Here is a 21309-nt window from a genome sequence, read left to right as displayed (position 1 = left end):
CCCGACGACGAACCATCGACCTAGTGTCGGGTGTGCTCCATACGAGATCGAGGGCGACCGCCCCATCATCACGTGTCCGGGATGTCGCCTCCGGCCAGGTCCGGGCCGTTGTCGAAGCGTGGACACCGGAGACGTCGTACGCCCCGCTGCGCCCGCGCGGACGCAGCGGAACACCAGGTCTCGTCGGTGCAGTGCTGTTGCTGACCCTGCTGTTCGGCACGTCGGTCGGACAGCTGACCGACATGGTGCCGTGGGTCGTGGCCGCCTATCTGCTCGGGGCGGTACAAGTGCTTCCGCTGGTGTTCGTGTTCGCGAGCCCGCTGGTGACCTGGCAACTGATGACCTTCGGGTTTGCTGCGGGCACGGTCTCGGGGCTGGTCCAGGACGAAGTCGTGCCATGGCCGGTCGCAAGTTGCATCTCGGCCGGTATGGCACTGATCGCACTCGCCTCGGACCGGCCGCTTCGGGTGGTCTCGGCTGCGGCGTCGACGTCGCTGATCCTGGTCGTCCTACCTGCAATGTGGACGGTCGGCCTGCCGCTGCATGCGGTCGCGATGATCGCTGTTGCCGCCACGGGGATCGTGGCTGCCGGCGCGGTCTTTCGGCGACTGCGCGCGGTCGAGGAACATCTGGTGGTGGAGCGAGGGTTGCGCCAGGAGCAGGAGCAGCGCGCGATCATCACCCAGGAGCGCACGCGGATCGCGCGTGAACTGCACGACGTGGTTGCCCACCACATGTCGATGATCGCAGTACAGACGCAGGCAGCGACGTTCGCCCACCCGGAGTTACCGGAGGGGGCACGCCGCACCTTCGACGAGATCCATACCGCAGCGGCGACCGCGCTCACCGAGATGCGCATGGTTGTCGATGTGCTCCGCGGACCCGAAACTCAGCAGGGTGGATCGGTGGCTCCGACGCTCGAGCGGCTCGAGGATCTGGTTGCGGGGTGGCGCGGGTCGTCGGAACAACAGGTGGAGGTGCGCGTCGTCGGGGTCCTGGGTGCTGTGCCGCGGGAGATCTCGTCTGCAATGTACCGAATCCTGCAGGAGGCTCTGACCAATGCCAATCGGCATGCGCCAGGACAATCCGTGGCCGTCGACGTTCGGATCGGCGCCGGCCTTGCGCGACTCACGGTCCGCAACGCTCTCGCGCCCGGTCGCTCGGCGTTCGTCGGTGGCGGGCACGGGTTGATCGGAATACGCGAGCGTGTGGTGGCGTACGGGGGCATTGTGCATACGGGCCCGGACGATCGTGGGCGGTTCGTGGTCGACGTTGCGTTCGATTGCCCGGGTACTGAGCCTCGGGGAGTGCTCGACGATGTGGAGGGTAGGCAGTGATCCGCGTGGTGGTGGCCGACGACCAGGCACTCGTCCGCGACGGAATTGCCGCGGTGCTGAACACTCAGAGCGACATCGACGTGGTGGGATCTGCGGAGGACGGCGCGGAGGCGGTCGAGCTCGTCGCAGCATTGGATCCCGACGTCGTGGTCCTCGACATCCGGATGCCCAGGCTCGACGGAATCGGCGCTGCGGAGGCGGTACTCACCAGGCCGGACAATCGCACCAGAGTGATGATGCTGACCACCTTCGACCTCGACGACTACGTCTACGACGCGCTCAGTCTCGGAGCCAGCGGGTTCCTGCTGAAGCAGTCGTCCGCGTCGGATTTCATCACCGGTGTGCGTACGGTCGCAGCGGGGGAGTCGATGCTCGCACCGTCGGTCACCACCCGGCTGATCGCCGAATTCGCCAGGCGCAAGGGCACTGCGGTCGTGGAATCCGGTCGGGCATCGGCGTTGACACCGAGGGAACGGGAAGTCCTGCAGGTGATGGCGCGCGGCAGGTCGAATCCGGAAATCGCGTCGGAGCTGTCGGTGGCGGAGGAAACGGTGAAAACCCACATCGGGCGAATCCTCGGGAAGCTGGGCCTGCGCGACCGCACTCAGGCGGTCGTCTTCTACTTCGAGCACGTCCAGGGCCGGGCCTGAGCGCTCGGGGTAGCTCGCCCGAGCTACCCCGAAAATCGCTGCTGCAGGGGATGTTCGGATGAGCATGCGTCCGTAGCGTTTTCCGTATGCTACTCGAGCGCACTCACATTCACGACCGGGCACGCTTCGTCTCGGCCGGTCTGTTCGCCCATCGATGGACGCTGACCTACGCGGCCTTTTCCGTGGTCGTTCTCGCCTACGGGGTAGTGACGCAGCTGCATCCGCATCGCGTCTGGGCCCTGTGGGCAGTCGCCGGATACGCGGTGGCCACTGCGCTTGCAGCGAGGCGACGCCTCACGCCGGCCGCGGTGTCTGCGGTGATCGGCGCCGTAGTGGCGCCGGGAACGGCGCTGATCGCGACACACACCGCGCAGCTCGAGGTGTCGGTGGTCGCGGAGTCGGTCGCTTCTCTGATCACCACGGGCAGCCCCTACGTTCCGGACCCGTCGGTCCTCGCCGAGTACAATCCGTACGGCCCAGCGATGACACTCTTCGGTGTTCCCTCGCAGCTTTTTCCGGAGAACAGGATCGGTGATCCGCGGATCTGGTTCGCACTGTTCTTCGTTGCGTGTGTCCTGCTGGCGTCGAAGCTGGTCCTGGCCCGGCCGCTTCCGCGACGGTCCCGGATACAGCTCACGGTTCTGATCGCGTCGCCGGTGGTTGCACTGCCCATGGCGGTCGGAGGAGTCGATCTTCCGGTTGTGGGCGCTGCACTTCTCGGCCTTGCGGCGGCGACCCGAGGCCGGGTGGTGACGACGGTGGTGTCGTTCGCCTTCGCGTGTGCTCTCAAACCGCTCGTGGTCCCGGTCTTCGTGGTCGCGCTCGTTCTGATGTGTGCGCGATACGACCGCCGCACCGCCCTGCGGGCGGGGGCAACGTGCGCGGCGTTGACGGTCGTGTTCCACATTCCGGCCTTCACTGACCCGGAGGCCTTCGTCGAGCACACACTTCTCTTTCCTCTGGGGCGCACGGATATCGTGACCCCGGCCGGAGAGTCGCTCGTCGGTGGGGCATTGACGCGTCTGGTGCCGTACGGCGCGACGCTCACCTCGGCCGTTCTGGCCGTTGCAGGAGTCTGTGCTGCCGTGGTGCTGGTGCGGAATCCGCCGGACTCCTTCGTTCGTGCTGCCTCGTTCGCTGCCGTCGGCCTCTCGGTTGGCTTCCTGCTCGCTCCCACTTCCCGGTTCGGGTACTTCGTCTACCCGCTGGTTCTCGGTGGCACCGCAGTCGTGTTCGCGCTGGACACGACCTGTCGCTCCGCGCGGACTCGGGTGCAGACGAACCGGACGGAGACGACTCGGTGAAGCCACATAACCGCATCCTGGTCGTGACAAACGATTTTCCTCCCAGGCAAGGAGGTATCGAAACGTTCGCGTTCGAGATGGTCCGCCGCTTCGATCCGGCTGACGTGATCGTCTACACCTCCGCGGAACCGGGTGCCTTCCACCACGATGCGCAGATGCCGTTTCGGGTGATCAGGGATCGTTCGCGCATGCTTCTTCCCACCCGGCGTATGGCACGGACGGTGCAGTCGATCGCGGTCGAGCACGGGTGTGATCGTGTCTGGTTCGCCGCTGCCGCGCCGCTCTCGTCTCTCGCGCGTCCTCTCCGCACGGTCGGTGTGCAGCGCATCGTCGCATCCAGCCACGGGCACGAAACCTGGTGGGCGAAACTGCGGCCTACCCGGGCATGGTTGCGGCACATGGCTGACGGTGTGGATGTCTTCACCTACATCAGCGACCACACCGAGGCAGTGCTGCGGTCTGTCGTACCCGACCGAACGTGCTTCACGCGGCTGTCCCCGGGGGTCGACCCCGGTCTGTTCGCGGCACCGAAACGACACGGTCCCGATCGGGCACACAGGGGACCGGTGATTGTGTGCGTTGCGAGACTCGTGCGCAGAAAAGGGCAGGACGCTTTGATCCGGGCCATGCCGATGATCCACGACCGCCACCCGGGCACCCGTCTCGTGTTGGTCGGCGACGGGCCTCGCCGTCGTGACCTGCAGGCGCTCGCGCGGCGACTCGGCGTAACCGATGTGGTGACCTTCGTCGGCGGTCTTCCTCACTCCTGGATTCCCGCCGTGCTCGCAGCGTCCGACATCTTCGCGATGCCCTGCCGAACTCGCAGGGCGGGGTTCGAGGAGGAAGGTCTGGGCATCGTGTTCCTGGAGGCGTCCGCGGCAGGACTTCCGGTCATCGCGGGCAACTCGGGTGGTGCGCCGGAAACCGTCCGCGCGGGTGCAACAGGTTTGGTGACGGCGAACGATGCGGAGTTGTCGAAGGCTTTGCTCCTGCTGCTCGACGACGCCGATGTTGCGGCCCGAATGGGTAGCGCCGGGCGGGAGTGGGCGCAGAGTTGGTCATGGGACGCCACCTGGAAGACGCTCGCCGGTCTCTTGGAGTGAACCTCTTGCGGAGGTACACGAAGTTGACCATCAGTTAAGAAAGGCTTACCTTATGAACCGTTACGTTGCCTCACGAGCGTCATGCTCGACCTAGCGGAAGAATCCTGTGTCAGCACCTGAACGCACCGCTCCCGACCCAGGCGAAGTTGTCTCCGCCGCACTCGCTCCGGTCCTACGAATCACCATGGGAAGCGACAATCTCGAGGGGGGTGTCCACGGCGACCCCCGGCTCGGTGAGGTCGACCTCTACCGCCTTCCTCACACAGACCTCTCGTCGGTACGCGGCCTGATCATCGGTGGAGGTTCCGACCAGATCTTCCTGGAGCGAAACAAGCACCTGCTCACCGAGTTCGTCACCTCGGGTGGCCGGGTCGCGGTCATGGGACATGTGCTCACCGAATTCCTTCCGGGGCTGGGTGTGTGGCGCAAGCTCGCGTACACCGGTCCGAAAGACCTGGCGATCACTCTCGGCGACCCGCACCCGGTATGGGCCGGCGTCGATCCTGTCGATCTGAGTACTCGAAAGGGTGTCACAGGGTTCTACGCGCGCGGCTACATCGACAAGATTCCGGTGGACGCCCACGTTGCCACCCGGATCGGGCGCCACGCTCTGCCCCTCGACTACGTCTACCCATTGGGACAGGGGCAGGTACTTGCGCACGGCGGCAACGACCTCACAGGCTGGGCGAACGACCCCAACAGCTCCTCGAAACTGACGACGCAACTCATCGATTGGCTGGTGCAGCGGTGACGACCGTCGAACCCTTCTCCCGTACCGACCGTGCGCCCCAGCAGGGCACGCGACTCGCGCTCGTCCACGGCGGCTCCTACCCGCACCTGCAGACGATGAAGGACCCGGCGGTGCTCGCCCACCAGCCGGAATTCCACTATCTCGCAGACCTCGTCGACGGAGACCTCGACGGCTACTCGACGGTGATCCTCGCCGACCGCCTGCACCCCGACCTCGTCGCCCGCCACGCCGCGCAGTTCCGCGCTGTCGCCGAGCGCGGCGGCACCCTAGTCGTGCTCGGCGAGAACCACGTCCACACCTGGCTTCCCGGCGTCGAATGGGAACCGCGGCCGACGAACTTCTGGTGGTGGCTCCACGGGGAGGATCCGTTGATCCGCACCCGTAGTCACGACCACGAATCATGGCAGTACCTGACCACCAAGTCGGCGATCTGGCATCACCACGGACTGCTGCGCACGGACGCAGACGTGGTACCGCTGATCGTCTCCGAGGAGCCCGACGCCGCGGGTGATGCGCACGACGCGGGCATGATGCTGTACGAGGACACCGTCTCGACCGCGGGGCGACTGATCGTCACGACCCTCGATCCGACCTACCACCACGGCAGCAACTTCATGCCGGGCGCGACCCGATTCCTCTACGCGCTTCTGCGCTGGGTAGACCACACATGAGTACGTCGGATACGTGAGACGACGGCGCCCCGGCCACCGCATTGTCGGTGACCGGGCGCCGGCCTACTCTGCCCCGGATTCGCTCAGGATATGGGCGACAAGAGCATTCGCGTGACCATGCCCCACTTCGTGATCGGTTTTCAGCCAGTTCACGAGTTCCATGTGTTTCGTCAGTTCGGACGAGCGGATCAACGCCTTCCACTCCTCGATCGGTCGGCCGTACTTCTTCTCGATGGACGGGAAATACGATTCGGGGCCCTTGGGTATGTCGGTCATGCTCGGGACGGTAACCGGGGTGTCCGACACGTTCGGCGAACGTCGCTGGTCCACCTCGACCAGCGGCCACCTCGCTCAGCGCCGGTGTTGCACTACGCGGCGAGACACGAGCCAGGTGAGCACCGCGACCGCGGATTCTCCGACAGCAGTGCCTGCTACGAGTAACAGCAGACCCACGACCCACAGTCCGCTCTCGTCGCTCGCTGCTGCGTTGCGCCCCCACGCGAGCGCGAACCCGACGGTCGTGCACGTGACCACCGCGATGCTGCCCCTGACCGAGCGGCGCAACGCCAGGCACCCGACGACGACGATGCAGGTGATCGTCACTCCGGACGCGACCACCTGCATCGTCGAATACGGCCCTGTCACACTGCCGTCCGGCAGTGTTCGGTAACCGGTCCCCCATCCGAGCCACGCGAACCAGGTCGCCACCGACGCGGCGGCGACAGTGAGCAGGATCAATGGTGTGCGTGGGGAGGGCATTGGTCGTACAGTACGGACCCGCGGTTATCCCACGATGTCGTAGACCTCGTCCGCGGGTGCGGCGAGCAGACGATCGGCCATCTCCTGCTTGAGGACCGTGAGCCGAGCGTTCTCGGCGTCGGTGCGATCCGCCTTGCGGCCGAGGTTGATGAACTCGTCGGTGACGAAACCTTCGCGGATCTCGAGGCGCACCGTGGTGGCGCGGTAGGAGAGCACGAACACGTAGCGCTCGAGGGTCGAGCCTCGGTCGGTGCGCTCGAGCGTCGAATCCACTGTGAACCGATCCTCCGTGACGGCGCGTGCGACCACTTCGAATGTGTCGCGTACGCCCGGACCGCGATGTGCGGTGGAGATGGTGATCTCGCGACGCTCGGCCGGGGCGTCGGGACTCAGGGCCGGCAGGGCGCGCTCGAGCACCTTGACGGCGTGGGCGACACCTCCTGGGAATCCGGGGCCGTGGTACTTCATCACGTCGTCGACGGTGAAGTCGATGGGCATCCCGTTGTCGATCAGATCAAGTTGTGCAGACATGTCGTATCTCTCCTGTAGTTGTTCACTGTGCGCCGGTCGCGGCGGCCACCAATGCCGCCGTGTATCGGTGCGAGGGATTGGTGAGCACTTCAGTGGAACTTCCCGTTTCGACGACCACCCCGTCCTGCATGACCATGACGGCGTCGCAGCTCCGAGCTGCGAGCGCCAGGTCGTGCGTGATGTGGAGGACGGCGAGATCCTGGGTGCGTGCCAGATCGGACATCAGATCGACGATCTCCACGCGCAGCGACGCGTCGAGTCCGCTGGTGGGTTCGTCGGCAAGCAGGAGTCGGGGCCGGGTCACGAGTGCTCGCGCGAACGCGACGCGCTGTCGCTGCCCACCCGACAACTCGTGCTGGTAGCGGTCGACGAAATCGGCTGCCGGAGTCAGCCGCACCGACGCGAGCGCGTCCAGGACGGAGTCGCGCCTGGCGGTTCTGTCGCCGATTCGGTGGATCACCATCGGCTCGGCGACGATGTCGCCGACACGCATCCCCGGTGGGAGCGAGGCGTATGGATCCTGGAAGACCAGGTGCATGCCGCGCCGCAGCGTTCGACCCGCGCGTGTCGAGGCGGTGGTCAGGTCGACATCGTCGAACACGATGCGGCCCGACGTCGCGGAGACGAGCCCGGCGATCGCCCGCGCAACCGTGGACTTTCCGGCCCCCGAACCACCTACCAGGGCGACGGATTCGCCGGTGCGGAGCCGGAAGGACACGTCGTCCACAGCGGGGGACCCGCCGAACACCACCGACAACGAATCGACTTCGAGCAATGCGCTCATCGAGCTACCTTCTCCCGGAGGGATTCGAGCCGCGGCGCAGCGTCGACCAGCCTGCGGGTGTACGGATGCCGAGGGTCGGTGCCGATCTGCGAGGCCGTGCCGATCTCGACGAGTTCGCCGTCTTTCATCACCGCGATGCGATCGGCGATGCGCTCGATGACCGGCAGGTTGTGCGTGACGATGAGCAGTGCGAGCGAGTGGTGTCTGCGGAGGTCATCGAGCAGCGCCAGTATCTCCGCCTCACGGAGAACATCGAGACCACTGGTCGGTTCGTCGGCGATCACCACATCCGGTTCGTTGGCCAGTGCCATCGCAATCACGACCCGCTGGCGCATACCGCCCGAGAGTTGGTGCGGATACGCGGCGGCGCGGTCGGCGCCGAGTCCGACCTGTGTGAGCAACTCGAGCGTTCGATCACGCGCCTCGTGTCGGCTGCACGGGCGGTGCACCAGAATCGCCTCGTCCATCTGGGATCCGATGCTGCGCACAGGGTTCAGCGCGCTCAGCGCTTCCTGCGGGATCAGGGAGATTCGGTTCCCACGGAGCGCTCGTAGTTCCTCGTTCGGCAGCGCGGCGACATCGCGGCCGGACACGAGGACACGTCCGGACGTGATCCTTGCTGCGGAGGGGAGCAGCCCGAGCGTCGCGGCGGCAACGGTCGATTTCCCACTGCCCGATTCGCCGACGAGGCCGACGAGTTCACCCGCCTCGACAGCGAACGACACCTTCGTTGCGCCGCTGCCCTGCTCGCCGTACACGACCGTCAGGCCGTCGACGACGAGCGGTGCGACCGGAATCTCGTCGACAGGAGGTGCCTCCGCCGGCCGCGCCTTTCGACGCAGCCGGTACTGGTGGGCCGTGAGGATCGGGCGCGACCGTTCCTCGATAGCATTGCCGAGCAACGCGAACCCGAGCACGGTGACCGCGATGGCGATGCCCGGCGGCAGGACCCACCAGACCCATGCGTCGGTGAGGAAGGCGTTGCGTGCGTGGGCCATCGACAGCATCGCCCCCCAGCTCGCCGCCGAGATGTCGCCCAGCCCGAGGAACGCCAGTGATGCCTCGAGCAGGATCGCGGTCTTGACGGTAAGTACGAACTGCGGGATCACCAGTGGCAGAATCGCGGGAAGGACATGCCGACGCAGCACATACACGGGGCCTGCGCCCATGGCCCGCTCCGCCTGGATGTAGTCCCGCTCGCGCAGAGTCAGTACTTGCGCGCGCAATTCGCGGGCGAGACCTGCCCACAGCACTGCCGAGATAACCATGACCTGGGTGCCCAGGCCGGGGCCCGCGAAGACTCCGATGACGATCGTCAGCGGCAGCACCGGCAACGACAGCACCACATCGACGATGCGCATCAGTACGGTGTCGACGGCTCCGCGCACATACCCGGCGGCGATGCCCATCGCGGTGCCGATCGTGGTTGCGACGAGAGCCGCGACCACACCGACGAACAAGGAGATCTGGGCGCCGTGGATGAGCATCGACAGTAGGTCGTGGCCCACGTCGTCGGCGCCGAGCCAATGGTCTGTGGAGGGTGCGGCAAACGGCCGGGTGACGCGTTCGGTGGGGTCGTACGGCGCGAGCCAGGGCGCTGCGGCCGCGCACAGCAGAAGAATCCCCAGAATCACGGCGCCCACGAGTGCGAGGCGACGCGAGCGGGTCTTCGTGCCGAGAAGACTCATACCGGTGTCCCTTCCAGTGCGCGCTTCGTCGCGGCGGTCCGGTCCTTGCGCACCCGAGGATCGAGCAGCGGGTAGGTCAGATCGGCAAGTAGATTCGCGGCGACGATGCCGACCGTGGCGAGCAGAAACGCACCCTGCAGCAGCGGATAGTCACGCGCGGTGACAGCATCGAAGGTGAGTTTGCCCAGGCCCGGGTAGGCGAACACGGATTCGACGACGACAGCACCCGACAGCAGCACCCCGACGGTGAGGGTGAGCGTGGTGTACACGGGCAACAGGGCGTTGCGCAGCGCATGCCCGAGCGCGACACGGAACTCGCCGAGCCCCTTGGCTCGGGCGAGCCGGATGAACGGCTCGTCGAGCACGCTCACCATCGACGCACGGGTCATGAGGAAGAACCCGCCGATACCGGCGATGGTGAGCGTCGCGACGGGGAGCGCCATGCGGGACGCGACCTCGGTGAGCCATTCGACACCGGTCGCGTCGAACGAGGCCGCGCCGTACGACGGGAACCAGCCGAGCGTCACCGAGAACACCGCGATGAGAATCATGCCGATCCAGAAACCGGGCATCGAATCGAGCGCGAGAACCGTGACGACGGTCCCGGTTTCCTTCGCGGTGCCACGGCGCCATGCCGCCCATACGCCGAGTAGGGAGCCGATGACGAACGCGAGCAGCGTCCCGATCCCGACCAGCGCGAGCGTCCACGGAAGCTTTTCCCACAGCACATCGAGAACGGGGCGATTGTGCTGTACGGACATTCCGAGATCTCCGCGCAGCAGGCCGGACCAGAAGGTGACGTACTGCTCGAGGATCGGCCGGTCGAGCCCGTAGTCTGCGCGCATCTGTGCGATGTACTTCGGGTCGAGTGACTGTTGGTCGCCGCCGTACAGATAGTTGACGGGATCACCCGGTGCCAGGTGTGGAAGTGCGAAGTTCAATGTCACCGCGGCCCACAGAACCAGCGCGTACTGTCCCGCTCGGCGCAGGGCTGGCATCAGTCCTGCGGGGCTTCCGCGTTCGCGGCGTCGACGACGTCGGAGGGCAGGAACGACCACTTGTGGACGATGCCGTAGCCGGGGGTCTCGACCCAGCCGGCGAATCGGTCGGCGCGGAAGGCCCAGGTCTCGTCCGGGTAGTACAGGGCGATGGCGGTGGGCTGACGGTTGAACAGCTCCTGCATCTCCTGCATCGCCGCGATGCGCGACTCGTTGGTCTCGGTGGCGCGCCATTTCTCGTACAGCGCATCGAATTCCGGGTAGGCAAGATCGGGGTGACTCCACAGGTTGCCCGAACGGTGCGACATGATGAACTGCGTGGAGTCGGCCACCGCGTGCGGACTGTTCGTGGTGACGTAGAGGTCGAAGTTCTTCTTTGCAGACGCATCCGAGAGAGAGCCGGCGTCGAGGGGGCTGACGACGACGTCGATACCTACCTCGGCGAAGTCCTCGGCGATCAGTTCGGCGGCGCGGACCTGCGGCGCGTCACCACCGTTGACGATCAATGTGAACGGTGCGTCCTCTCCCGCCGGGTTCTCGCGGGTGCCGTCGCCGTCGATATCCTTCCATCCGAGTGAGTCGAGCAGAGCGGTGGCCTGAGCCGGATCGTACGGGGTGGAGGCGTCCGGGTCGGCAAACGGTGCATCCGGGTGCACGTAGCCCTGGGTGCCGGGGCGGCCCTGGCCGAGGCCGACGATGTCGAGCATCTGATCCCGATCGACCGCGAAGTTCAGCGCGGCACGGAAGTCGTTCTGCGCGAAGGGCTCACGGGTGAAGTTGAGTTTCAGCTCGGGGTAGGTCAGCGGCGCCACGGTGATCGTACCGATGTCGTTCGAGGCGGTGAACTGATCGACGAGTTCCGGGGTGAGGGCGCGGTCGACGGCGTCGACCTGACCGGAGCTGAGCGCGGTGAATGCCGCCGAGGAGTCCGCGATCACCGGCATGACCAGCTCGTCGACCGTCGGAGCGCCCGCGAAATAGTCGGCGTTGGCCTCGAACCTGTACCCGGTGGTGGGGCTGTAGTCCACGAGCTCGAACGGCCCGGTGCCGATCGGGAGGTCGGTCACTTCCTTGGCCGTTGCTGGGTCGACCTTCGACCAGACGTGTTCGGGAAGCACGGGGAGATCGGCGAGCGTGACCGTGCCGAGTTCGGGGCATGCGTAGTCGCACACGAACCGGACCGAGGTCGGGCTCGTCGCTTCCACCGTCGAGATCGACGGAGTGTCGTTGACGTGATGCGTGAAGCGCCCGGTCGGGGCGGCATGCATGTAGTGGAAACTGAAGGCGACGTCGTCGGCGGTGAACGCTTCGCCGTCGTGCCAGGTGACGTCGTCGCGAAGATCGACCTCCCAGGTCGTGGGATCGACCTGCCGGACGTCGGTGGCCAGCCACGGCTGCGGGTCGGCGACGTACGGCGACGGGGAAAGCAGCTTGTCGTAGACGAGCTCGGTCATCTGGTCGGACGCACCGGCGAAGATATTGAGAGGACCGGTGTCCTTGGCGACGGCGACCGTCAGCGACTCGGCTCGAGCCGGCCCTTCCGTGGTGGACGTCGACGAGTCGGACGAGCCACATGCGGCGGCGAGCAACGCGGGGATGAGGATCAGCGCCGGGGCGGCAGAGCGTGCCGCACGAGACGGGGCCGTACTGGACCGGGTTACGGCGCGGGGGCGCCGGGTACTACGTATCACGAGGAGTCACATTCTTTCGAAGTCAAGCTTGGCTTGCCTAACTTTTGTTAGCGTGACCTTATAACACGTGTGGGGGTGGCGTGCAGGGTGTCTCCCCGTCCGGGTCGGATTGGGATCGTGCCGCGCCGAACCGTTGTCTGCGGGGGCTGCGCCGACAAGAGTTCCGATCAGGATCACCCTGCCGCGCCGGTGGGGCGAAGAGGGTGGTCACTGAGAGTCGTGAGGTGATGGTGAGTAGTCCGTCGAACGAGGCCCGGTCCGGATCCCGCGCAGTCGAGCGCGCTGTGGCGATGCTCGCATGTTTCGACGACGGCGCGACCGACCTGTCGGTCTCCTCGCTCGCGGCGCGCACCGGTCTTCCGGTGAGCAGTGCGTATCGAATAGCCCAAGCGCTCCTACGTGGTGGGCTGCTCGAGAGGGTTCCCGGCGGCGACGGCTATCGCATCGGCCCGGGCCTGATCACCCTTGCGGTACCGCCACTGGTGAGGGCGGGTGTCGACTTCTGTGCACCGCAGCTCTATGCGCTTGCGGCAGGCATCGAGATCACGACGAGTTTGGGTGTCGTGAGGTCGGATGAAGTACTCACGCTCTTTTCTGCCCGGCCTCCCGAGAAGTTCTGCGAAGCCCAGATTCCACGCGCCCGGCAACCGGTCGCGAGTAGCGTGATGGGCCGGGTGATGCTTGCGTTCTCAACGAGTTCCCGAGTGGCGGCGCCCTGCCGCGCTGAACTCGAACAGATTCGTCGGCGCGGGTTTGCAGTCGCTCCGGATGAGTCCGACTCTTCTCTGCTTACTGTAGCAGTGCCGGTGTTCGACGGCATGCGGCGGCCGTGGGGTGCAATCGGCGTGCAGGCGCAAAGGCGGAGGCTGACGGACGCCGTGGTGCGGCAGATCGTGCCTCCGATGCACCGTGCGGCCGACCGTATCGGTCGTGGGTCCGACCGCGTCGCGATCGCGCGCGAAATAAGTTCAGGCTGAGTATTTTTCGCATCGTGGAAACGGACTACCCGTGGAACCTCCGGCGAGGAAGAGTGATCGCAACGGCCCGATAGGTGGCCGAGTAGCACACAGCCCGAGGGGATGTCATGACGCTTGTACAGGAAACGCCTGTATCGACCGAACTGGCCGTACGACCGGTCGCCGGCCATATCGGCGCCGAGGTCACCGGAATCGATCTGCGAAAGCCAGTCGCAGGCAACGATGCCGAGAAGCTGCGCCGGAAGCTGCACAAGTACAAGGTGCTGTTCTTCCGCGATCAGCACATCGACCATACGCAGCAGATCGCGTTCTCCCGACACTTCGGCACAGTCACGCCGTCGCACCCGTACGACGACGAGGCGCCGGAGGGATTCCCGGAGATCCTGGCGGTCGACAGCCGCAAGTACGAACGACGCTTCGGTCGCAAGAAGTACAGCTATGACAACAAGTGGCACACCGATGTCACGGCGGTAGTGAATCCGCCGGCCGTAACGCTGCTGCGCGCACATGAGGTTCCCGAGCGCGGCGGTGACACCACCTGGACAAATCTGGTCGCTGCGTACGAAGGCCTGCCCGAATCCCTCCGCAACCTCGTCGACGGCCTGCGTGCCGAGCATCGATTCGGTGGGCGTCAACCGCAATGGTCCGCCGACAGCGACTACGGCCGCCGCGTGCAGGCCAACCCCTTCGTCACCGAACATCCCGTGGTGCGGGTGCATCCGGTGACGGGGGAGAAGGCATTGTTCGTGCAACCGGGATTCACCTCCCGCATCGTCGGGCTGTCGCCGTCGCAGAGCAATCACCTCCTCGATCTGCTGTTCGAGGAGGTCACGGCTCCCGCCTACACCGTCCGGTTCCGTTGGTTTCCCGGCAGTATCGCAGTGTGGGACAACCGCGCGACCGCGCACCTGGCACCCACCGATCTCGACCATCTCGACGTCACCCGCGTGCTGTACCGCACCACCATCGAGGGGGATGTCCCGGTGGGTCCGGACGGCCGGGAGTCCGTGTCGATCTCCGGCGCAGCATTCCGCGGCGAGGAATGAGATGACAACTTTCGCCGAACCCACGACGACCTTCGAGATCGCACCCGTCGCCGGCCATCTCGGAGCCGAAGTCGGGGGCATCGACCTCCGGAAGAGTCTCGATGCAGTCACCGTCGCGCGACTGCGAGCGGCGCTCCTCGAGCACAAGGTCCTCTACTTCCGCGGTCAGCCGCTCGATCATGCGGAACAGATCGCGTTCACCCGGTACTTCGGCCGGGTCACCAATTCGCATCCGTACAACTATGACCCGGAGTCTCCCCATAAAGAGATCCTCGAGGTCGACAGTCGAAAGTACGCGGAGCGGTCCGGCACCAAGAAGTATTCGTACGCCAACTTCTGGCACTCGGATGTTTCGGCGCTGGTCAATCCTCCCGCGATCACATTCCTGCGGTCCGAACTCGTCCCCGAGGTCGGGGGTGACACCACGTGGACCGACCTGGGTGCCGCCTACGCGAATCTGCCCGTGCCGCTGAAGAAATTCGTCGAGGGCCTGCGTGCCGAACACCGTTTCGGTGGGCGCACACCGAGGTGGGCATCCGGGAGCCGGTCGGAGCAGCATGTCACCACGGAGCCGTACATCACCGAGCATCCGGTGGTGCGCGTGCACCCGGAGACGGGTGAGCGCGGACTGTTCGTGACACCCGGCTTCACCAGTCGGATCATCGGAGTGTCCCCGCGGCAGAGTGACCGGATCCTCGACTTGTTGTTCGATGAGATCACGAATCCTGCGTACACGGTGAGAATCCGATGGGAGAACGACAGCATCGGCGTGTGGGACAACCGGATCACCGCCCATCAAGCGCCCACCGATCTCGATCACCTCGACGTGGTGCGAGTTCTGCACCGCACCACGATCGAAGGCGATGTGCCGGTCGGTGTCGACGGGCGAACATCAGTGTCCGTGGTGGGCGAGCTCTTCTACGGTAACGACTGAGGAGCAGTGAATGTCGTCGGTACTGGGAAGATCTTCGGTGGGTGCGGTCATGCTTGCGGTGATCGCGCTGGTGTCGACGGCGTGTGGTGCCGCACCCGGAAGCGTCGAAGCGGCGTCTCCGGACGGGAAAGGGTGCTCCGATACGAGGGTAGCCCGAGCAACGTCACCTTCCCGGAGCTTGCCGCGGACCTCGGATACTTCGACCGTGTTTCTCTGGAGTGGTTGGGGGACAACACCAGTGGGCCCTCGAGTATCCAGAACGCAGCCACAGGGGAGACCGACTTCGGTTCCGCGTTCCACGGCGCGATCGCGAAGCTTGCCGGAGCCGGTGCTCCACTGACCGCTGTGGTGTCGGTGAGCGGCGCGGACGGAGACACGACGGAGCACACCTTCAACGGGTACTACGTCCTCGATGGAAGCCCACTGACGTCCGCCCGGGATCTGATCGGGAAGAAGATCGGGATCAACACGCTCGGCGCCTACCACGAGTATGTGATCAAGGAATGGTTGTTCCGGTCGGGGTTGTCCGACGACGAGATCGCACAGGTCGAACTGGTCGTGGTGCCTCCGCTCAACACGGAACAGGCATTGCGGCAGGGTGCGATCGATGTGGGGAACCTCGGTGGCATCATCAAGGACGCAGCACTCGCCCGCGGCGGCCTGCGACCGTTGTTCACCGATATCGACCTCTCCGGACCTCTCTCCTACAGTGCACTCGTGTTTCGTGACGACTTCATCGCGGAGCATCCGGACGAGGTCGCCGATTTCGTGCAGGGGACCGCGCGAGCCATCCGATGGGCACAGACCCGACCGCGTGACGAGGTGATCGATCGATTCGTCTCTGTCATCGAGGCTCGGGGTCGTAGCGAGAGCACCGAATTCGTCCAGCAGTGGAAGAGTCCGGGCGTGCCCGACCCCGGCGGGCCGATCGCAGCCGACGACTTCGGGATCTGGATCGATCAGAGCGTGCGTCTCGGCATTCTGGAAGACGGCGCGGTCGACCCCGAGGATCTGTTCACCAACGAGTACAACCCGTACGCGAACGGGACGTTCCCACCGGACGCGGGACCCGACGGGAATGCGCTGGCAGCCGGATAGTGGGAATCCGGCGATATGTCCCGGGACGCTTCGGCGTCCCGGGACACATGCATGTCGGCCGTCTGTAGGTCAGAAGGCGTTGATCAGCGGGCGGCCGATCAAAAAGCGTCAGGACGCCCCGGGCCCACGTTGCGGCTGTTGCGGGTGCGTAGATTCATCACGTAGTCGGACGGAGCTCCGGCGATCTCTGCAGCGTCGGCCATGACACCCAGATAGCGGGCCGACGGAAGTCCACCTTCGTATCCGTCGACGACGTACAGCCAGGCCAGAATGGGGCCGTCGGCCGTGTCGATGCGGACTCGGATCTTGCGGTGGAAGCCGAGTTCGGCGCCTTCCCAGCGGTCGAGGCTGCGTTCGTCGTCCTCCGGTACGTCGTAGAGCACGACGAAGACCTTGGACTCAGGATCCTCGACGACCGTCGCCAACGCGCCTTCCCAGCCGATGTCGGCGCCGGCGAAGGTCAGCCGCCACCCGTGCAACCAGCCGGTACCGGACATCGGCGAATGCGGGCAGCGCGTCAGCATCTGCTCTGGATGCATGTTGGACCCGTAGGCGGCGTAGATCGGCACGTCCTCAAGGCTAACGGTTCGGTCTCGATCGCACCGTGCCGGGCACTGCCTGCTGTGACGGAGCCGTCGGCGCGCTCGGGCGGTCTGTCTGCACTGTGCCCCCGCTGTGGCATAGCGTTGTCACGGGAGTTCGCACACCCCCGCGGACGCCCGTGTTCGGCCCGATACCCTTATTCGGAATCGATACAGAGGAGAACAATGACTCGGATTGTCATCATCGGCGGCGGACCCGCCGGTTACGAGGCCGCGCTCGTGGCAGCGCAGTACGGCGCGTCGGTGGCTCTGATCGATTCGGATGGCGTCGGCGGCGCATGTGTTCTCTTCGACTGCGTCCCGTCCAAGACCTTCATCGCGTCCACCGGTATCCGTACCGACATGCGGCGCGCCACCGATCTCGGAATCGAACTCGAACGCACGTCCGTCGCGCTGCCGCAGGTGCATGCGCGTGTCAAGAGTCTTGCGCGTGCGCAGTCGGCCGACATTCGCACGAGACTCGAGGCCGCGGGCATCGCGCTGCTGTCCGGACACGGTGAGCTGATCGACCCCGAGGTCGGGATGGCCGCGCACAAGGTCCGCGCCAATCTGTTCACCGGTGAGGACAAGGTCCTCGACGCCGATGTGGTGCTCATCGCGACCGGTGCGAGTCCGCGTGTGCTTCCGAACGCCGAACCGGACGGCGAACGCATCCTGACGTGGCGTCAACTCTACGACCTCGACAGGCTTCCTGAGCACCTCGTCGTGGTCGGTTCAGGTGTGACCGGCGCGGAGTTCGTGTCGGCATACACCGAGGTCGGGGTTCAGGTCACCGTGGTCTCCAGCCGCGACCGCATCCTGCCCCACGAGGACGAGGACGCTGCACTCGTGCTCGAAGATGTGCTCACCGAACGCGGCGTCACGCTCGTCAAGCACGCGCGCGCCGATTCGGTCGAACGCACCGAGAGCGGCGTCCGTGTGCTTCTGTCGGATGGCCGCGTCGTCGAGGGCAGCCACGCCCTCATGACGGTCGGATCGGTCCCGAACACCCAGGGTCTCGGACTCGACAAGGTGGGTCTCGAACTCGACCGGGGTGGCTATCTGCATGTCGACCGTGTGTCGCGCACGTCGGTGCCCGGAATCTATGCGGCCGGCGACTGCACGGGCCTGCTGCCACTCGCCTCGGTCGCCGCGATGCAGGGACGTATCGCGATGTACCACGCGCTCGGCGAGGGTGTGAGCCCCATCAAGCTCAAGACGGTGGCGGCGGCTGTGTTCACCCGGCCCGAGATCGCGGCCGTCGGTGTCACCCAGGCCACCATCGACAAGGGCGAGATCCCTGCCCGCACGGTGATGCTGCCGCTCAACACGAACCCGCGGGCGAAGATGTCCGGGTTGCGACGCGGCTTCATCAAGATCTTCTGCCGCCCCGCGACCGGTGTGGTGATCGGCGGTGTCATCGTCGCGCCCAACGCATCCGAGCTCATATTGCCGATCGCACTGGCGGTGCAGAACAACCTCAACGTGACCGACCTCGCGCAGACCTTCTCGGTGTACCCGTCGCTGAGCGGGTCGGTGACCGAGGCTGCGCGTCAGCTGATGCGGCACGACGACCTGGACTGATCGGCGGGTCACGCACGATGACGGCGCTGGGAGTTGACTCTCCCCTCAGGGGAGGGCAGACGGTGAAATGCATGAGCACCTTCACAGCACGGAGTACCTCCGTAACTCAGAGCATCTTTCCCGTCGTCCCGGTCGCCGACCTTCGCCGCAGCCGCGACTTCTACGCCGGCCTCCTGGGGCTGGTTGTCGTGTACGACAGCGACTGGTACGTACAGCTGCACTCGCCGATCACCGAATCGGTGCAGCTCGGGCTCGTCATACAAGACCACGAGACGATCCCGGAGGGCTTTCGCGGATCGCCTGTAGGAGTGCTCGTCTCGGTAGAGGTCGACGACGTCGACGCTGTCCACGCGTGTGCGGTAGCAGCAGAACTGCCCATCGCCCTGAGTCTGCGCAGCGAGGACTTCGGGCAGCGACACTTCATGACCGTCGACCCCGACGGCCTGCTGGTCGATGTGATCACGGTGATTCCGTTCGCGGAGGACCGGTGAGTCCCGTCACGGTAGGCACTGTCACGACATGACCGATCGGACACCGTGGATGAGCATCGGTGAGTTCGCGCAGGCGTGCCGACTCACCGTGAAGGCCCTACGTTACTACGACCGCGAGGAACTGCTGACCCCCGGGCGGGTCGATCCGCACACCGGATACCGGTACTACGCGCCTGCCCAACTCGCGACGGCCCTGCGGATCGGTCTGCTCCGCCGGGCCGGAGTCTCGATCGCCTCGATCCGGCGCATCGTCGACGATCCGGCGCGCAGTGCGGATGTGCTGGCCGTCGAGCGTGCCCGGATCGAGCATGAGGCCGAGCGGGCGTTGCGCTCGCTCGCCCTCGTCGGGTCGCTCGAAGAGATTGCCGCGACGGAACTTCCCGTTCGGGTGCGCCGCATCGACGATCAGGTCGTGCTGTGGCGCGAAGGCAGCGCCGACGTGGACGACCTCGACCGCACTGTTGCCGCCTCGATCGAGAGTCTCCTGGTGGATGCTGCCGTGCTCGGCGTCGACACGGATGCGCCGGTGGTCGGACGGTACCCGGTGGTCCTCGAGGGAACTGTCGACTTCGGGGTGGGGATCGAGGTCGCACCCGATGTCGGTGCCGACGCTGTCCTCATGCCGGGTGGACTCTTCGCTGCCGTGGACTTCACCGGACCTGCGTCACTCCTGCCCGTCGCCTACCACGCCCTGTTCGCAGACCTCGCGGCCCGCGGAGTCGAGGCCGTGGGTCCGGTGCGCGAGTACTACCTCACCGACCCGGCAGAGGTCGGAGCCGAGAACATGCTCACGAGGGTCGTGCACCACGTGTCCGACCCTGACGCGAAGCGGTCGACATCCCCGCGGTAAACCTTATGGTGCATATTACAGTAATGACCTAGTCTCGGTCTCGTTCAGACGGGGATGCCGGGAGGTGCCAATGTTTCGAGGAAGACTGTCGCGGACGAAACGCAGCATCGATGCGGCGGCCGTCGCGGTATGTTCCGTCCTGATGCTGAGCGCGTGCGGCGGATCGGATTCCGGTAGCGCAGGAAATGATCCGGCGGAGGTCGGCGAACCGGTGGCGGGCGGTGTCGCGACCGTCATTCAGATGGGTGAGCCGCGCACTCTCGACCCCGCGGCGATGAGCAATACGTATGCGGGTTCGTCCCTGCTGGGAAACGCGCTGTACGGCACACTCATGACCACCGACGTCGACACCCTCGAGATCGAATACGGATTGGCCACCGACTTCTCGAGCGACGACGGCGGCGCCACGATGGTGCTGTCACTGCGACCCGACGTGACGTTCTCCGACGGCACACCGCTCGACGCCGAGGCAGTCAAGTTCAACTGGGATCGGTTGCGCGACCCCGACACCGCGTCGGGATCGATCGGTGAGGCATCACAGATCGCGTCGACCGAGGTGCTCGACCCCATGACGCTCGAAGTCACGTTGGTCGCACCGAACCCGAACTACGCGCACAGCGTGATCGTCAGTTCGATGAACTGGATCGCATCCCCGGACGCGTTGCAGCAGGGCGCGGCGTCGTTCGACGAGAACCCGATCGGTGCAGGTCCTTTCACGCTGGCGAACTGGTTCAGACAGGACGTCATCGAGCTCGAGAAGAACCCGAACTACTGGGATGCGCCCCGGCCGTACCTGGACGGACTCACGCTCCGCGCGTCTGCCGACACCACGCAACGGCTCAACTCGATCACCACCGGCGGCGCCGACCTGGCCTCGGACAGCAACTGGAGCACCCTCGCTACAGCGGAAGACGCAGGAACGGCGGCCGAGGTCGTGCCGATGGGCGGCCACGACACGGAAGCTGCACAGCAACTGTTCGATGAATTGGCGGCCGAGGGGAAGCCGGTGTCGTTCACCTTCACGACATTCCCGACCGTGGAGAACAAAGCGGTCGCGGAGACCACACAGGCACAGCTGAGGGCTTTCGACAACGTCGAGGTCGAGGTCCTCGACTTCCCCGCCGCATTCGCGCGGTTCGGTACGCGCGACTTCGACATGATGGTCCACGGCGTGACCATTCAGGACCCCGATCATTCCCTGTGGTCGAGCTTCCACTCGGCGTCCGAGGGGAACATCGTGGGAATCGATGATCCCGACCTCGACGCGGCGCTCGACGCCGGTCGTGTCGGCCCCACCGTGGACGAGCGCGAGGCGGCCTACGCCGTCGTGCAGGAACGCCTGGCCGAGCTGATCCCGGGTGCGTGGTACGTCCGGCCCGCGCCGGCGGTTCTCATAGGTGACGACATGCACGGGGTCCGGCTGTCCGGTCTCGGTGCGCCCATTCCCGATGGCATGTGGCTCACCGGCTAGCCGGACCTCC

Annotated in this window: 21 protein-coding genes and 1 pseudogene; 14 read left to right on the top strand and 8 right to left on the bottom strand. The window is 65.7% G+C overall.

What is annotated here, in order from left to right; all coding sequences use genetic code 11:
• Positions 1-32: 32 nt before the first annotated feature.
• The 6 genes from EV641_RS05070 (at position 33) to EV641_RS05045 (ending at position 5816) form a co-directional block, all read left to right on the top strand.
• Positions 33-1337, top strand: coding sequence for a histidine kinase (locus EV641_RS05070; protein ID WP_158289121.1), 1305 nt, complete (start codon positions 33-35; stop codon positions 1335-1337).
• The gene (locus tag EV641_RS05065) at positions 1334-1987 is read left to right on the top strand and encodes a response regulator transcription factor (protein WP_054714660.1); all 654 of its coding nucleotides are present in this window, start codon (positions 1334-1336) and stop codon (positions 1985-1987) included. Before EV641_RS05070 ends, EV641_RS05065 begins: the two co-directional genes overlap by 4 nt.
• An 86-nt stretch (positions 1988-2073) precedes the next feature.
• Positions 2074-3291 carry a glycosyltransferase 87 family protein gene (locus tag EV641_RS05060; RefSeq protein ID WP_054714663.1) on the top strand — a complete coding sequence of 406 codons (1218 nt, stop codon included), beginning with the start codon at positions 2074-2076 and terminating at the stop codon, positions 3289-3291.
• The gene (locus tag EV641_RS05055; RefSeq protein WP_054714666.1) at positions 3288-4394 is read left to right on the top strand and encodes a glycosyltransferase family 4 protein; all 1107 of its coding nucleotides are present in this window, start codon (positions 3288-3290) and stop codon (positions 4392-4394) included. Before EV641_RS05060 ends, EV641_RS05055 begins: the two co-directional genes overlap by 4 nt.
• Before the next feature lie 106 nt (positions 4395-4500).
• Positions 4501-5145 carry a hypothetical protein gene (locus EV641_RS05050; RefSeq protein WP_241996837.1) on the top strand — a complete coding sequence of 215 codons (645 nt, stop codon included), beginning with the start codon at positions 4501-4503 and terminating at the stop codon, positions 5143-5145.
• Positions 5142-5816 (top strand): hypothetical protein, encoded by a 675-nt coding sequence (locus EV641_RS05045; RefSeq protein WP_132471008.1) that lies wholly within the window; start codon positions 5142-5144, stop codon positions 5814-5816. Before EV641_RS05050 ends, EV641_RS05045 begins: the two co-directional genes overlap by 4 nt.
• Before the next feature lie 63 nt (positions 5817-5879).
• Here EV641_RS05045 and EV641_RS05040 read toward each other — a convergent pair whose 3' ends face one another.
• The 7 genes from EV641_RS05040 to EV641_RS05010 all read right to left on the bottom strand — a co-directional run bounded on the left by EV641_RS05040 (position 5880) and on the right by EV641_RS05010 (position 12267).
• A complete protein-coding gene (locus EV641_RS05040; protein ID WP_054714682.1) occupies positions 5880-6092 on the bottom strand; it encodes a DUF4287 domain-containing protein in 213 nt (70 codons plus the stop codon).
• 75 nt (positions 6093-6167) lie between these two features.
• Positions 6168-6575, bottom strand: coding sequence for a hypothetical protein (locus tag EV641_RS05035; RefSeq protein WP_132471007.1), 408 nt, complete (start codon positions 6573-6575; stop codon positions 6168-6170).
• 24 nt (positions 6576-6599) lie between these two features.
• On the bottom strand, positions 6600-7106 hold the full coding sequence (locus EV641_RS05030; RefSeq protein ID WP_132471006.1) for a hypothetical protein: 507 nt from the start codon (positions 7104-7106) through the stop codon (positions 6600-6602).
• Between the two features lie 22 nt (positions 7107-7128).
• Positions 7129-7890 carry a dipeptide/oligopeptide/nickel ABC transporter ATP-binding protein gene (locus EV641_RS05025; protein WP_132471005.1) on the bottom strand — a complete coding sequence of 254 codons (762 nt, stop codon included), beginning with the start codon at positions 7888-7890 and terminating at the stop codon, positions 7129-7131.
• Positions 7887-9578, bottom strand: coding sequence for a dipeptide/oligopeptide/nickel ABC transporter permease/ATP-binding protein (locus EV641_RS05020; RefSeq protein WP_132471004.1), 1692 nt, complete (start codon positions 9576-9578; stop codon positions 7887-7889). The genes EV641_RS05025 and EV641_RS05020 overlap by 4 nt, the downstream gene beginning before the upstream one ends.
• Positions 9575-10576, bottom strand: coding sequence for an ABC transporter permease (locus EV641_RS05015; protein WP_054719673.1), 1002 nt, complete (start codon positions 10574-10576; stop codon positions 9575-9577). The genes EV641_RS05020 and EV641_RS05015 overlap by 4 nt, the downstream gene beginning before the upstream one ends.
• Positions 10576-12267 (bottom strand): ABC transporter substrate-binding protein, encoded by a 1692-nt coding sequence (locus EV641_RS05010; RefSeq protein ID WP_132471003.1) that lies wholly within the window; start codon positions 12265-12267, stop codon positions 10576-10578. Before EV641_RS05010 ends, EV641_RS05015 begins: the two co-directional genes overlap by 1 nt.
• Before the next feature lie 230 nt (positions 12268-12497).
• Here EV641_RS05010 and EV641_RS05005 point away from each other — a divergent pair, with 230 nt between their 5' ends.
• From EV641_RS05005 to EV641_RS04990, 4 genes and pseudogenes are all read left to right on the top strand, one after another.
• The gene (locus EV641_RS05005; protein WP_132471002.1) at positions 12498-13244 is read left to right on the top strand and encodes a helix-turn-helix domain-containing protein; all 747 of its coding nucleotides are present in this window, start codon (positions 12498-12500) and stop codon (positions 13242-13244) included.
• A gap of 107 nt (positions 13245-13351) precedes the next feature.
• On the top strand, positions 13352-14290 hold the full coding sequence (locus EV641_RS05000; protein ID WP_132471001.1) for a TauD/TfdA family dioxygenase: 939 nt from the start codon (positions 13352-13354) through the stop codon (positions 14288-14290).
• 1 nt (position 14291) lies between these two features.
• Complete coding sequence (locus EV641_RS04995) at positions 14292-15224, top strand: TauD/TfdA family dioxygenase (protein WP_132471000.1); 933 nt, start codon at positions 14292-14294, stop codon at positions 15222-15224.
• A 49-nt stretch (positions 15225-15273) separates the two neighbouring features.
• Positions 15274-16322, top strand: a pseudogene (locus EV641_RS04990) (ABC transporter substrate-binding protein).
• A 98-nt stretch (positions 16323-16420) separates the two neighbouring features.
• Here the strand turns inward: EV641_RS04990 and EV641_RS04985 are convergent.
• Positions 16421-16891 (bottom strand): gamma-glutamylcyclotransferase, encoded by a 471-nt coding sequence (locus tag EV641_RS04985; protein ID WP_054714223.1) that lies wholly within the window; start codon positions 16889-16891, stop codon positions 16421-16423.
• 198 nt (positions 16892-17089) lie between these two features.
• On the opposite strand from EV641_RS04985, the gene EV641_RS04980 reads away from it, so the two are divergent.
• The 4 genes from EV641_RS04980 to EV641_RS04965 all read left to right on the top strand — a co-directional run bounded on the left by EV641_RS04980 (position 17090) and on the right by EV641_RS04965 (position 21299).
• Complete coding sequence (locus tag EV641_RS04980) at positions 17090-18487, top strand: NAD(P)H-quinone dehydrogenase (RefSeq protein WP_132470999.1); 1398 nt, start codon at positions 17090-17092, stop codon at positions 18485-18487.
• Between the two features lie 71 nt (positions 18488-18558).
• The gene (locus tag EV641_RS04975) at positions 18559-18978 is read left to right on the top strand and encodes a VOC family protein (protein WP_132470998.1); all 420 of its coding nucleotides are present in this window, start codon (positions 18559-18561) and stop codon (positions 18976-18978) included.
• Positions 18979-19006: 28 nt separating this feature from the next.
• Positions 19007-19828 (top strand): MerR family transcriptional regulator, encoded by an 822-nt coding sequence (locus EV641_RS04970; protein WP_054714216.1) that lies wholly within the window; start codon positions 19007-19009, stop codon positions 19826-19828.
• 70 nt (positions 19829-19898) lie between these two features.
• Positions 19899-21299, top strand: coding sequence for an ABC transporter substrate-binding protein (locus tag EV641_RS04965; protein ID WP_132470997.1), 1401 nt, complete (start codon positions 19899-19901; stop codon positions 21297-21299).
• Positions 21300-21309: the final 10 nt, after the last annotated feature.

The organism is Rhodococcus sp. SMB37 (assembly GCF_004345605.1).
Classification (GTDB): domain Bacteria; phylum Actinomycetota; class Actinomycetes; order Mycobacteriales; family Mycobacteriaceae; genus Rhodococcus.
The sequence above is the reverse complement of the archived record's forward strand: the minus strand, read 5'-3'. Positions and strand labels throughout refer to the sequence as shown.

Coding starts and splice junctions, on each gene's coding strand:
- EV641_RS04970 (WP_054714216.1), top strand. CDS start 19,007: ATGACCGATCGGACACCGTGGATGAGCATCGGTGAGTTCGCGCAGGCG.
- EV641_RS05020 (WP_132471004.1), bottom strand. CDS start 9,578: ATGAGTCTTCTCGGCACGAAGACCCGCTCGCGTCGCCTCGCACTCGTG.
- EV641_RS05060 (WP_054714663.1), top strand. CDS start 2,074: ATGCTACTCGAGCGCACTCACATTCACGACCGGGCACGCTTCGTCTCG.
- EV641_RS05030 (WP_132471006.1), bottom strand. CDS start 7,106: ATGTCTGCACAACTTGATCTGATCGACAACGGGATGCCCATCGACTTC.
- EV641_RS04975 (WP_132470998.1), top strand. CDS start 18,559: ATGAGCACCTTCACAGCACGGAGTACCTCCGTAACTCAGAGCATCTTT.
- EV641_RS05000 (WP_132471001.1), top strand. CDS start 13,352: ATGACGCTTGTACAGGAAACGCCTGTATCGACCGAACTGGCCGTACGA.
- EV641_RS05015 (WP_054719673.1), bottom strand. CDS start 10,576: ATGCCAGCCCTGCGCCGAGCGGGACAGTACGCGCTGGTTCTGTGGGCC.
- EV641_RS04995 (WP_132471000.1), top strand. CDS start 14,292: ATGACAACTTTCGCCGAACCCACGACGACCTTCGAGATCGCACCCGTC.
- EV641_RS05025 (WP_132471005.1), bottom strand. CDS start 7,890: ATGAGCGCATTGCTCGAAGTCGATTCGTTGTCGGTGGTGTTCGGCGGG.
- EV641_RS05035 (WP_132471007.1), bottom strand. CDS start 6,575: ATGCCCTCCCCACGCACACCATTGATCCTGCTCACTGTCGCCGCCGCG.
- EV641_RS05040 (WP_054714682.1), bottom strand. CDS start 6,092: ATGACCGACATACCCAAGGGCCCCGAATCGTATTTCCCGTCCATCGAG.
- EV641_RS04980 (WP_132470999.1), top strand. CDS start 17,090: ATGACTCGGATTGTCATCATCGGCGGCGGACCCGCCGGTTACGAGGCC.
- EV641_RS04965 (WP_132470997.1), top strand. CDS start 19,899: ATGTTTCGAGGAAGACTGTCGCGGACGAAACGCAGCATCGATGCGGCG.